Annotated in this window: 12 protein-coding genes; all 12 read left to right on the top strand. The window is 34.6% G+C overall.

Annotated features, from left to right (window positions below; all coding sequences use genetic code 11):
• The first annotated feature begins 122 nt into the window (after positions 1 to 122).
• The 12 genes from SPB_RS05730 (at position 123) to SPB_RS05680 (ending at position 13,492) form a co-directional block, all read left to right on the top strand.
• Positions 123 to 356 carry a hypothetical protein gene (locus tag SPB_RS05730; protein ID WP_003104067.1) on the top strand — a complete coding sequence of 78 codons (234 nt, stop codon included), beginning with the start codon at positions 123 to 125 and terminating at the stop codon, positions 354 to 356.
• Positions 353 to 460, top strand: coding sequence for a PepSY domain-containing protein (locus tag SPB_RS11655; protein ID WP_080610139.1), 108 nt, complete (start codon positions 353 to 355; stop codon positions 458 to 460). The genes SPB_RS05730 and SPB_RS11655 overlap by 4 nt, the downstream gene beginning before the upstream one ends.
• 371 nt (positions 461 to 831) lie before the next feature.
• Complete coding sequence (gene glpK, locus SPB_RS05725; RefSeq protein ID WP_003105149.1) at positions 832 to 2,343, top strand: glycerol kinase GlpK; 1,512 nt, start codon at positions 832 to 834, stop codon at positions 2,341 to 2,343.
• A gap of 13 nt (positions 2,344 to 2,356) precedes the next feature.
• Positions 2,357 to 4,186: a type 1 glycerol-3-phosphate oxidase gene (glpO, locus tag SPB_RS05720; protein WP_003105406.1), complete on the top strand. Its 1,830-nt coding sequence runs from the start codon at positions 2,357 to 2,359 to the stop codon at positions 4,184 to 4,186.
• A 12-nt stretch (positions 4,187 to 4,198) separates the two neighbouring features.
• Positions 4,199 to 4,900, top strand: a complete 702-nt coding sequence (locus SPB_RS05715) for an MIP/aquaporin family protein (RefSeq protein ID WP_003102570.1) — start codon at positions 4,199 to 4,201, stop codon at positions 4,898 to 4,900.
• Positions 4,901 to 4,972: 72 nt separating this feature from the next.
• The gene (locus SPB_RS05710) at positions 4,973 to 6,301 is read left to right on the top strand and encodes an FAD-dependent oxidoreductase (RefSeq protein WP_003104697.1); all 1,329 of its coding nucleotides are present in this window, start codon (positions 4,973 to 4,975) and stop codon (positions 6,299 to 6,301) included.
• Positions 6,298 to 7,761, top strand: coding sequence for an AcpB/EbpR/MafR family transcriptional regulator (locus tag SPB_RS05705; RefSeq protein ID WP_003103127.1), 1,464 nt, complete (start codon positions 6,298 to 6,300; stop codon positions 7,759 to 7,761). The genes SPB_RS05710 and SPB_RS05705 overlap by 4 nt, the downstream gene beginning before the upstream one ends.
• A 114-nt stretch (positions 7,762 to 7,875) precedes the next feature.
• Positions 7,876 to 8,520 (top strand): fructose-6-phosphate aldolase, encoded by a 645-nt coding sequence (gene fsa, locus SPB_RS05700; RefSeq protein WP_003103969.1) that lies wholly within the window; start codon positions 7,876 to 7,878, stop codon positions 8,518 to 8,520.
• 179 nt (positions 8,521 to 8,699) lie between these two features.
• Positions 8,700 to 10,685 (top strand): transketolase, encoded by a 1,986-nt coding sequence (gene tkt / locus SPB_RS05695; RefSeq protein ID WP_003105059.1) that lies wholly within the window; start codon positions 8,700 to 8,702, stop codon positions 10,683 to 10,685.
• Positions 10,686 to 10,830: 145 nt separating this feature from the next.
• Positions 10,831 to 11,079, top strand: coding sequence for a bacteriocin immunity protein (locus SPB_RS05690; RefSeq protein WP_003105120.1), 249 nt, complete (start codon positions 10,831 to 10,833; stop codon positions 11,077 to 11,079).
• A gap of 44 nt (positions 11,080 to 11,123) precedes the next feature.
• Positions 11,124 to 11,858: an ABC transporter ATP-binding protein gene (locus tag SPB_RS05685; protein ID WP_003106114.1), complete on the top strand. Its 735-nt coding sequence runs from the start codon at positions 11,124 to 11,126 to the stop codon at positions 11,856 to 11,858.
• 2 nt (positions 11,859 to 11,860) lie between these two features.
• Positions 11,861 to 13,492: a hypothetical protein gene (locus SPB_RS05680; RefSeq protein WP_003103892.1), complete on the top strand. Its 1,632-nt coding sequence runs from the start codon at positions 11,861 to 11,863 to the stop codon at positions 13,490 to 13,492.
• The last annotated feature ends 55 nt before the right edge of the window (positions 13,493 to 13,547 follow it).

Below are 13,547 nucleotides of genomic sequence, written 5' to 3'. Positions count from 1 at the left end.
TTAGAGAAACTAGGTTAAATCCTAGTTTTTTATTTTTAATAGCCCCTAATCTCTAATGCTTTTCTTAGATTAATGATTAATATTTTAGTATATTGAAATAAATAAGAGAACGAAGGTATCGTATGGTGAGAAAAAAATATATACTCCTAGCAATGACTTCCTTATCACTCTTAAGTATAGGTGCTTGTCAAAGTACCAATTCAAAAAGTGCTAATGGAAATGAACAGCCTAAGCAAACCAGTCAAAAAGAAATTTCAGAGAAGAAGGCTAAAAAGATTGTATTTGATGAGGCTAAAGTTAAAGACGTAGACTCAAAAAATGTAACTGTCAATAAGATAAAGACGATGATAAAATAGTCTATGAAGTCGAATTTGAAAATGGTAAGGATGAGTACAGTTATAGCATTGATATTTATTCAGGCAAGATTATTGACCATTCAAAAGAAGCTATTAATGAATAATTAATCCTTATAGGCAGAAATAAAAAGTGAAGACAAGGTAACTTGTCTTCGCTTATTTACTTTCATCAGGTGAATTTGTCCTAGACTGGAGCCAAGGTAATTTTAAGTTTTGTGAAAAGTCAGAGAAGTTTAACATTATGACGATTAATGAATATTATTAATGACAACTATATCTAGCAAATATGATAACCAAAAGAAATTGCTTTTGATTGTGATATGCTAATTTCAACAAAATGAGCATTCTGATAACATTTTCGAACTTTTTATCACGAATTTTCCATCTTTATTAATATTTTGATAATACTTTTATATAAAATTCAGTTATAATAGAATCATCAAAAAGAAAACGCTTACTTTGGAGGTTAAATTTCATGACAGAAGAAAAGTACATTATGGCCATCGACCAGGGAACTACTAGCTCAAGAGCTATTATTTTCAACAAAAAAGGCGAGAAAATTGCTAGTAGCCAAAAAGAGTTTCCTCAAATCTTTCCACAAGCAGGATGGGTAGAACACAATGCTAACCAAATTTGGAATTCTGTTCAATCTGTTATTGCAGGTGCTTTTATTGAATCAAGTATCAAACCTGGACAAATTGAAGCAATCGGAATTACCAATCAACGTGAAACAACAGTTGTTTGGGACAAGGCAACAGGACTTCCGATTTACAATGCTATTGTTTGGCAATCTCGACAAACAGCGCCAATCGCAGATCAATTAAAACAAGATGGTCATATTGACTTAATTCATGAAAAAACAGGTTTGGTCATCGATGCGTACTTTTCAGCAACAAAGATTAGATGGATTCTAGACCATGTACCCGGGGCGCAAGAACGTGCTGAAAAAGGTGAACTATTATTTGGTACTATTGACACTTGGTTGGTTTGGAAATTAACTGACGGTGCGGTTCATGTAACAGATTATTCTAATGCAGCTCGTACTATGCTTTATAATATCAAAGATTTATCGTGGGATGATGAGATTCTTTCTATTTTAAATATTCCTAAAGCAATGTTGCCAGAAGTTAAATCAAATTCAGAAATATATGGGAAAACAGCTCCTTTCCATTTTTATGGTGGAGAAATACCAATTTCGGGTATGGCTGGGGATCAGCAAGCTGCTTTATTTGGACAATTAGCATTTGAACCAGGGATGGTTAAAAACACATACGGAACTGGTTCTTTCATTATTATGAATACCGGTGAAGAGATGCAATTATCTGAAAATAATCTCTTAACAACAATTGGTTACGGTATTAATGGTAAAGTTTATTATGCATTGGAAGGTTCAATCTTTATTGCGGGAAGTGCAATTCAATGGTTACGTGATGGATTACGTATGATTGAAACCTCACCTGAGTCAGAAGAATTAGCCAAATTATCAAAAAGTGATGATGAGATTTATGTAGTTCCAGCATTTACTGGGCTCGGTGCACCATATTGGGATTCCAATGCACGTGGTTCGGTCTTTGGCTTGACACGTGGTACCACAAAAGAGGACTTTGTCAAGGCAACACTGCAATCTATTGCCTATCAAGTCCGTGATGTTATTGATACTATGCAAGATGAATCTGGTATTGATATTCCTCAACTTCGTGTTGATGGGGGTGCTGCAATGAATGATTTACTAATGCAGTTCCAAGCTGATATTCTCGGAATCGATATTGCTAGAGCAAAAAATTTAGAAACAACAGCTCTCGGTGCAGCCTTCCTAGCAGGATTGGCGGTAGGTTATTGGGAAGATTTAGATTCTCTGAAAGAATTAAATGCGACTGGTAAGCTCTTCAAATCAAGTATGAATGAATCAAGAAAAGAAAAGTTATACAAGGGATGGAAGAAAGCAGTTAAAGCAACACAATTATTTGCTACAGACGAGGATGAATAATTAGGAGGAAAGAATGGAATTTTCGCGAGAAACAAGACAATTAGCACTTCAAAAGATGCAAGAACGCTCCTTAGATTTACTAATCATTGGAGGGGGGATTACAGGAGCAGGTGTGGCTTTACAAGCTGCAGCAAGCGGTTTAGACACTGGACTCATTGAAATGCAAGATTTTGCTGAGGGAACTTCAAGTCGATCTACTAAATTAGTTCATGGTGGTTTACGATACCTCAAGCAATTTGATGTTGAAGTCGTGTCTGATACGGTATCAGAACGTGCCGTTGTTCAACAGATTGCTCCTCATATTCCTAAACCAGATCCAATGTTATTGCCAGTCTATGATGAACCTGGTAGTACATTTAGTATGTTTCGACTTAAAGTGGCTATGGACCTATATGATTTGTTAGCTGGTGTGACCAATACTCCACAAGCGAACAAGGTCTTGTCTAAAGAGGAAGTATTGAAACGCCAACCTGATTTACAATCAGAAAATCTTTTGGGTGGTGGTGTTTACCTTGATTTTAGAAACAATGACTCTCGACTTGTCATTGAAAATATTAAACGTGCAAATCGTGATGGCGCTTTAATTGCTAGCCATGTTAAAGCAGAAGATTTCATTAGTAATGATAATGGTAAAATTACTGGTATTATTGCTCGGGACTTACTTTCTGGAGAAGAAATTCAGATTAATGCGAAAGTTGTGATAAATACAACTGGTCCTTGGAGTGATACAGTAAGAAACTTTTCAAGAACTGAAGATCCAATTCAACAAATGCGTCCTACAAAAGGAGTACATTTAGTTGTAGACCGTCAAAAATTAGATGTATCACAACCTGTCTATATTGATACTGGACTTAATGACGGACGTATGGTCTTTGTTCTTCCAAGAGAAGAAAAAACCTATTTTGGAACTACGGATACTGACTATACAGGTGATTTAGAAAATCCAACTGTTACTCAAGAAGATGTTGACTACTTGCTTGAAATTGTCAACAGAAGATTCCCTGAAGCTCAGCTTTCACTTGACGATATCGAAAGCTCATGGGCTGGTTTAAGACCATTATTATCTGGTAATAGTGCGTCTGATTATAATGGTGGTAATAGTGGCAAACTAACTGATGATAGCTTTGATAACCTTATTGAGAAAGTTCAAGAGTATGTTGAGCACAAAACAAATCGTGAAGCTGTCGAAAAAGCCATTCATTCAGTTGAAACGAGCTCATCAGAAAAAGAATTAGATCCTTCAGCTGTATCAAGGGGCTCAAGCTTTGAACGTGATGATAATGGTCTATTTACGTTAGCCGGTGGTAAAATAACTGATTATCGTAAAATGGCAGAAGGAGCTCTAAAAACAATAATAGATGTGCTCAAAACTGAACATAATCGTCAGTTTAAACTAATTAATTCTACCACTTATCCTGTTTCTGGTGGTGAGATTAATCCTGCAAATGTTGATTCTGAGATAGAAGCGTATGCTCAATTAGGAACTCTAAGCGGTTTGACTATGGAAGAAGCACGTTATATCGCAAATCTTTACGGCTCAAATGCCCCTAAAGTATACGCTTTAACACGTAAAATTAAAGCTGCGGAAGGGTTATCATTAGCTGAAACAATTTCACTCCACTATGCAATGGATTACGAAATGGCCTTATCGCCAACTGATTATTTCCTAAGAAGAACAAATTACATTCTATTTATGCGTGATAAACTTGAAGCAGTTATTTCGCCAGTCATTAATGAAATGGCAAAGCATTACCAATGGACTGAACAAGAAAGAGAAGAGCAAGAAAAAGAATTTCGTGAGACATTGTCAGCAAATGACTTGTCAGGACTAAAAGGAAAATAGGAGATTGATTTAATGGATGTATTTGGAGAGTTTTTAGGAACGGCATTGCTTATTTTGTTAGGTAATGGTGTTGTTGCAGGTGTTGTTTTACCTAAAACAAAAAATAATAATTCAGGATGGATTGTTATTACGATTGGCTGGGGTATTGCAGTTGCAGTAGCTGCATTCATTTCAGGAAGAATAGCACCAGCACACTTGAACCCAGCAGTAAGTATTGGTTTTGCACTCAATCATACTATTACATGGGGAACAGCGATGGTTTATACACTTGCTCAAATTTTAGGTGCAATTGTTGGTCAATTATTCGTTTATTTACAATTCAAGCCTCATTATGAGATTACAGAAGAAGCCGCTGACATTCTGGGAACATTTGCAACAGGACCCGCTTTAAGAGATACAACATCTAATCTATTGAGTGAAATTTTTGGAACATTTGTTTTAATGTTAGGAATATTATCAATTGGTACATATAAAATGCCTCCAGGATTAGGAACATTAAGTGTTGGTATTTTAATCGTTGGGATTGGTGTTTCACTTGGTGGAACGACAGGTTATGCGATTAATCCAGCCAGGGACTTAGGACCACGACTTGTACATGCTATTTTACCTATAAAAAATAAAGGAAATTCCGACTGGTCATATTCTTGGGTTCCAATTGTTGGCCCAGTTATCGGAGCAGTCTTGGCTGTATTACTCTTTCAAGCGATTAGTTAATCACTAAGCTATTAAGCTCAATCTTTGGTTGAGCTTTTAGTGCTTTTTGAAAAATAATTATATAATAAATATATGAAAAAAATACATATCATTGGTGCTTCATTTGCCGGTATGGCATGTGCAAGGAAGCTAGCAACATTATTGCCAAATTATCTTATTGTTATCATTGATAAGGAAGAGCAATCAGAGTACATCCCAAATGGCTTGAATGAGCTATTGCAACAAAAAATAAAACATCTGTCAGAATCTACATGGGATGATGGTTCAACAACTTTGCCCAATATAGTTAGAATCACTGCAGAAGTTATCCGTATCCATACAGATAACAAATATCTCCAATTACGCACTCCTGATGGCCAAGAAAAGATGGAAACTTACCAAACTTTAGTTTGTGCAATGGGAGCAACTGCCAAATCTAATTATATAAAAGGAAGCCACATAGAAGGCGTAATGACGACCAAGTCATTTACTGACTCCAAGCAATGTTTAGAATTGATTGAACAAAAGCAAAGTATAACAATTATTGGTGCTGGAATAATTGGCTTGGAATTAGCTTATAGTTTAGATTTAGCTGGTAAAGATGTTACAATCCTTGAAGCAACTGATGATATTAATTTTAGTCAGTTTGATAAAGAGATGATGGTACCCATACTTGAAAATATAAAAAAAAGTTCAGTTAAGATTAAAACGAATGCGAGAGTCAATGAAATTCAAAAAAGGGATGATTCTTTAACTGTCATTACGGATACTTATCAAGAATTTACATCTGATATGGTAATATTGGCCGTTAATTTTAGACCTAATAGTGAGTTATTGGAAGAACATCAGTTATGTCACTTTGATAGAACTGTAAAAGTAAATGACCAGTTTCAAACCCCAATCAAGGATATTTATGCAATAGGTGATTTAATTGCATTAAATTTAACAACAATCAATGGGCCTTATTACAATCCTTTAATTAACGAAGCAATCAAAACAGGTGAAAAATTAGCTTATCATTTAGCAGGTATAAGGATTCCCAAAATTGAGATTACTAAAGTTATGGGCTCCTATTACTTTGGTTATTATGTTTCAAGTGTTGGTTTAACAGAAGAAGAAGGCAGTTTATACCATGATCTAGTTAGTCTTATTTATAAAACAGAAATAAAAAATCAAGATAATTCTACTATTTGGATAAAATTAATAGCACAAAAAGAGTCAGGTATCCTTATGGGGGCGCAGATTATTTCAAGAGAAAATCATTTTCTTTTAACAAATCAACTTTCCCAAGCTCTACAGCACAAATTAAAGGACGTGGAATTAGCTTTTCAGGATTTTATCTATTCAAGTGGTAAAACGACATTAGCTTATACATTACATCAAGCAATGTTGGCTCTTTTTGAAAAAAGGAGCCTAAAATGAAAATTGAACAGTTAATGAACAAAGAAAGGAATGCTCAGTATCAGCTGCTAAAATTGTTATATGATTCAGAAGAAGCTGTTCAGCTGAAAGATAGCTTAGTCGCAATGAATCTTTCCAGAGTGACACTTCTGAAGTATATTGAGCATATCAATGATCTCTTTGAAAATAAAGCTATTAATTGTCGTTTATTACTGACTGATGATTGCATCAAATTAAAAGAAGACTATCATTTTACATGGTCGGACCTTATTTCAATCTTGTTAGAAGATTCAATTCCCTATCAGATGTTGCGATATTTTTGTTGTCATGAAACGTTTCAGGTTACAAAACTCTCGCAGGAACTAATGATTAGTGAAGCAACTTTTAATAGACAACTAGCATTGATTAATACCTTATTGGTAGAGTTTGATATTTCAATTACACAAGGCAAACAACAAGATAGTGAATTGCAATGGCGTTATTTTTTCTATAAATTGCTGAGCATAAGCCTGAGCCAGTCTGAGAAAAAAAGTTTCATGCATGTTATTAATCATAGTCATTTGAAGAATCTAGCAGAAAAATTGACTGGTCATCCTCTGGATACTACCCAGGTAGAAGATTTGACCTTATGGTTAGCCATATCCCGTCATCGATTCTTTTTTGAAAAAGAGAAACGGATTGCAAAAACTGATTTAGCTAATTATTTTCAAGAAAATGTATTTTATTTACGATTAGAAAGATTAATGATTCGTTATCTGAGTCGATTTGCAATTGAATTCGATCGTTTTGAATCACAATGTTTAATCATATTTTTACACACTCATACCGTCCTACCAATTCCCTCGATGGAGTACATTTTGGGATTTGGGGGACCAATTTCAGATAAAATTTCAGAAGCTCTTTGGATACTAAGGAAAGCCAAAATTATTGGTGAAAAAACAAAAGAAGAAGTCATCTATGGCTTAAGTCATTTTTTTTCTCACCTTCATTTTTTAAAGGGGACAATTGTTTCGAATTCAAAAAATAGTGAGTCTTTAAAACAATTGCTTTCACAAGAAGATCGAATGAAAATCGATCTAGTCATGCCCCACCTTTTTGGTCTGGTTGATTATAACGCTCGCTTACATACTGAAACATTAAATGAATTGGAATTCGAATTAGTTGAATTGTTAATTTTTTCAATTGAAAAACATCAAAAACCATTAAAAATTGGCCTTGATATTGGAAAAAATCCTGTTAAAATTGAGCTTATTAAATTGACACTAAAAAAGTTCTTAGACAATAATCTTAATTATCAATTTTATTCAGTTCATGGGCAGGACACCTATGATTGTATTATTTCTTATGGGAATCATAAAACAAGTAGATTATCTTCCTATTTTCACCTGAAGTCATATACTTCACGTCACGAATTAAAAGAGATGGAGGAATTTTTAGCAAGTAAATTAAAAGAAAAAAATGAACTGGAAAGTTATCTTTAACAAAAAAGTCTAAAGTTGAACACAGAATGGTGTAAGACTTGGACTTTTACTGTATTAGATAACAGTTATATAATAAAAATAGAAAAAGTACATAATCAAAAATTGGAGGAAATGATGAAATTTTTCTTAGATACAGCAAATGTTGAAGCAATCAAAGCTATTAATGAACTTGGTCTTGTAGATGGTGTAACAACTAATCCAACCATCATCTCAAAAGAAGGAAGAGATTTTGAAACAGTTATTAAAGAAATCTGTGAGATTGTCGATGGCCCAATTTCAGCTGAAGTCACTGGTTTAAAAGCAAAGGAAATGGTTGAAGAAGCTCGTGTTCTTGCAAAATGGCATAAAAATGTCGTTGTCAAAATACCAATGACAACAGAAGGTTTGAAAGCAACTAATATTCTTTCTAAAGAAGGAATCAAAACTAATGTTACTTTAGTCTTCACTGTCTCACAAGGTTTAATGGCTATGAAAGCAGGTGCGACCTATATTAGCCCATTTGTTGGTCGCTTGGAAGATATTGGCTCAGACCCATATCAATTGATTGAAGAATTAAGAGAAATTATTGATCTATATGGTTTCGATACAGAAATTATTGCCGCAAGTATTCGAAATGCCGCACATGTTGAGTCAGTAGCTAAGTTAGGTGCACATATTGCCACTATACCAGAAAACATTTTTGAAAAGATGACCAAACATCCTTTGACAACAAATGGTATTGCTCAATTTATGAAAGACTGGGAATCCTTCAAAAAATAATTCTTAGAAACCTAGCAGTCACAGATTGGCTAGGTTTCAAGTTATTACCAAGAAATTACTAAATTTCTAAATAATATCGGACACAATCCTGATTTATGACGAAAACTTAAATGAAATATGATACAATAGTTGAGGGAAATTAAACTATTTGATGCAAAACAGAAAGGTTTTTTAAGATTATGACATTCGATGCAGTTGACCAGTTGGCAGTAAATACTGTCCGCACACTTTCAATGGATGCGATTCAAAAAGCAAACTCAGGCCACCCCGGATTACCAATGGGTGCAGCACCAATGGCCTATGTTCTTTGGAACAATTTTATGAACGTAAACCCAAAAACAAGTCGTAACTGGACAAACAGAGACCGCTTTATTCTATCTGCTGGTCATGGATCAGCAATGCTATACAGCTTATTGCATCTTGCAGGCTACAATCTAACTATTGATGATTTAAAAAGCTTCCGCCAATGGGGCTCTAAAACACCAGGTCACCCTGAGGTAAACCACACAGATGGCGTGGAAGCAACAACTGGTCCTCTAGGACAAGGGATTGCTAACGCAGTTGGTATGGCAATGGCTGAAGCACATCTAGCGGCAAAATATAACAAACCAGGATTTGATATTGTTGATCATTATACTTTTGCCTTAAATGGTGATGGTGACCTTATGGAAGGTGTCAGCCAAGAAGCAGCAAGTCTTGCTGGACATTTGAAACTTGGTAAATTGGTTATGTTATATGATTCAAATGACATTTCACTAGATGGACCAACATCAAAAGCCTTTACTGAAGATGTCAAAGGCCGTTTTGAAGCATACGGATGGCAACATATCCTTGTCAAAGATGGTAATGATTTAGAAGCTATCGAGCAAGCCATCACAGAAGCAAAAGCGGAAACAGAAAAACCAACAATCATTGAAGTTAAAACAATCATTGGTTTTGGGGCAGAAAAACAAGGCACATCTGCAGTCCATGGTGCACCACTTGGCGCAGAAGGCATTAAATTTACTAAAAATGCTTATAAATGGACTTACGAAGACTTCTTTGTACCAGAAGAAGTTAAAGCACGTTTTGCGGAAGGCTTACAAATCCGTGGTGAAAAAGCTGAGAATGCTTGGAATGAACTATTCACTAAATATGAAGCTGAATATCCAGAACTTGCTAAAGCTTACAAAGAAGCATTCTCAAATGAAGCTATTTCTGTAGAATTAGCTGCGCATGAACTTGGTTCATCAAAAGCAAGTCGTGTTTCAAGTCAAGAAGCAATCCAACAAATTTCTGAACAAGTCGCATCATTCTGGGGCGGCTCTGCAGACCTTTCAGCGTCAAACAACACAATGGTTAAAGTTGAAAAAGACTTCCAACCAGGTCATTACGAAGGTCGCAACATTTGGTTTGGTGTTCGTGAATTTGCAATGGCAGCAGCCATGAACGGAATTGCCCTTCATGGTGGAACACGTGTTTACGGTGGAACATTCTTTGTCTTCTCAAACTATCTCTTACCAGCAGTCCGTATGGCAGCACTCCAAAGCTTACCAACGATGTATGTCATGACGCATGACTCAATTGCAGTTGGTGAAGACGGACCTACACATGAACCAATCGAACAATTGGCAAGTGTGCGTTCTATGCCAAACTTGAACGTTATCCGTCCTGCAGATGGTAACGAAACAAATGCCGCATGGAAACGTGCTTTAGCAGAAACTGAAAAACCAACTATGTTAGTACTTACTCGTCAAAACTTACCAGTTTTGGAAGGGACAAAAGAATTAGCAGAAGAAGGATTAAACAAAGGTGCTTATATCTTATCAGAAGCTAAAGACGAAATTGATGGTATCATTATTGCGACTGGTTCTGAAGTGAAGTTAGCTCTTGATACTCAAGAAGCATTAGCTAAAGAAGATATTTATGTTCGTGTTGTCTCAATGCCATCACAAAATATCTTTGACGAGCAATCTGCCGAATATAAAGAAGAAGTACTTCCTTCAAATATCACAAAGCGTTTAGCTATTGAAGCTGCATCAAGCTTTGGTTGGGCTAAGTATGTTGGATTACAAGGTACATTATTAACAATTGATACTTGGGGCGCATCAGCACCAGGAGATCGTATCTTTGAAGAATATGGATTCACTGTTGATAATGCTCTTAACTTGTATAAATCTCTATAATCAAGCAATTAATAAATAAAAAGGCTGGAAAACCAGTCTTTTTTGGTTGCTTCCAACTATTAAGAATTATTGACAAAAGATAGAAAAAAGCATATGATGAATTTATAGAGTTGTATTAAGTTAAAGATACAAAAATGGAGATGTTATGGAAAAAGCAAGACAGGATATCTACAAACAAATTACTTTAGCATTTAATAACCCAGATACTAGAAATAATTCTCAACTTTCAAGTTACTTACTTGCAGCCTCTAATGAGTTGATTAAAAATAAAAATCCCATTTTAGTTGCTCAACAATTAAATTATCAAGTTGACCATTATTTAGCTTTGAATGATTTGCAATTACCAGATTCCTTTGTAGCATTGAAAAAACTATTAAGTAGGTTTAGTGATTAACAATCTTTAATTGAAAAGAAAGATATAGAGAGTGAAAAGTAAAGATGATTGAATTTAAACATGTATCCAAGATTTATGATCAGAAGGAAGCATTAAGTGATTTGAACTTAACCATTAATAATGGCGAAATATTTGGTTTAATTGGCCATAATGGAGCTGGTAAGACAACAACTTTAAGTATTCTAACTTCTATTATTGAAGCATCTTATGGTGAAGTTTTAGTTAATGGACAAGTGCTAAATGAAAATCGTGATGTTATTAAAAAACAGATTGGCTATGTTCCTGATTCACCGGATGTTTTCTTAAATTTAACTGCAAGTGAATATTGGCATTTCTTAGCTAAAATTTATGGCGTTACCCCACAGAATACTGAGATGCGAATTGACCAATTAAGTCAATTATTTGATATGCAAAAGGAACTTAATAACACAATAGATAGTTTTTCTCATGGGATGCGTCAAAAGACAATTGTTATCGGAGCACTAATTTCGAATCCAGCAATTTGGGTTTTAGATGAACCATTGACTGGTCTTGATCCGCAGGCTGCTTTTGATTTAAAGGCGATGATGAGGGAACATGCTGATTCTGGCAATATAGTCCTGTTTTCAACTCATGTTTTATCTGTGGCAGAGCAACTTTGTGATCGAATAGCTATCTTGAAACAGGGGAGAATGATTTTCCTAGGTACTATGGATCAACTAAAAGAAAACTATCCGGATAAGGACTTAGAGACAATTTATCTTGAGTTAGCAGGACGTCATGCTAAAGGGGAGGACTGATTATGAATTGGTCTACAATCTGGGAGTTAGTTAAAATCAATATACTTTATTCCAGTCCGCAAACAATAGCTGCCATTAAAAAGAAACAAGAAAAAAATCCACAACGCCATTATGTGGCTTATAAAGAAACACTAAAGCAACAAGCAATGATGGTTCTAATGTTTTTATTTGTTTATATTTTCATGTTTCTGGGGATAGATTTTAATAAGTATCCTGGATACTTTTCTTTCTATATTGCCCTCTTTTTCATTATGGCAACCATTACCTCCTTTACAGCTCTCTATACGATTTTTTATGAGAGTAATGATTTGAAACTGTATGTGCACATGCCTATCAAATCATCAGAAATATATATGGCAAAGACTATTTCTTCACTCGGGATGGGCTCTATGTTTTTAATGCCTCTCTTATCCCTCTTTATAATTGCTTATTGGCAAATTTTAGGAAATGCTTTGGCTATTCCAATAGCACTGATTGTTTTTCTGATTATGCTAATTAGTTCAATAGTCTTATCTCTCTACATTAATTCTTGGGTTGGTAAAATTATCCTTAGATCTTCAAAGCGGAAATTAATTTCGACTATCCTAATGTCATTGTCTGCTGTAGGATCAATTGGCTTGATTATTTTTTTGAATATCACAAATAATAATAGAATAAATCAGAATAAGTTGTTAGATAGAAGTCAGATTCCATTTTTCTCAGGCTATTATCATGTGATTTCATCACCATTTTCTAGCCAAGCTTTACTTAATTTTTGGCTTCCCCTTCTAATTTTCGTCATAATGACTATTGGAATTGTGAAAAATATTATGCCACGTTATTTCCAAGAAGCCTTGTATAGTGCGCCTAAAGTAAATGATTCTACTAAGAAGAAAGTTGTAAAAAGAAATTATTCAGGTGAAAGTTTGAAACAAGTGATGATTAGGCATCATCTTGGCTCTATACAAAATGCAGTTCTGATTACACAAACTTACATTATGCCCTTTATATTTATTGTTTCATTGGCCGTACCCTTATTACGTAGTGGTACAAATCTCAGCCATTTCTTAAGTCCTTCTTATTTTGGTCTTGCTTTTATTGCTGGTCTTATGCTAGCCGTTATGGGTACAGGACCAGCCACCTTTTTAGGAGTAGGAATTTCATTAGAAAAGGAAAACTTTACTTTCATCAAGGCTTTGCCATTTAATATGAAAAATTTTATACTGCAAAAATTCACTGTCTTATATTTGGCACAAGTAAGTGTACCGATTCTTTTCTATTTGATATTAAGCTTATTTGTTCTAAAATTGAATATTTTTATTACTCTAATGTTTGCTCTTGGCTATATGATTCAAGCTTGGATTCAAGGTCAGTTCATGTTTAAGAGAGACTACGATAATCTGAATTTACACTGGCAAGACATCTCTCAACTATTCACCAGAGGTAACAGTCAATGGTTAATGATGGGAATAATGATGGGTGCAATGATTTTTGGTAGTGCATTAATTGGTTTAATGATTTTCCTATCTTTCTATTTAAAACAAGCTTTGATAATCAATTTGACTTTCTTTATCATTTCTGTCAGTATCTTGAGTATTAGTCAATTTATTATCAAGGTGAAATTTTGGGATAAGTTATATACTATTAAAGAATAAGAGAATATAATCAGAAAATCAGTCTCAAAGACTGATTTTTTGTTATAATCAAATT

It is taken from the genome of Streptococcus parauberis NCFD 2020 (assembly GCF_000187935.1).
GTDB lineage: Bacteria > Bacillota > Bacilli > Lactobacillales > Streptococcaceae > Streptococcus > Streptococcus parauberis.
This window is presented reverse-complemented; position numbering and strand designations above follow the sequence as displayed.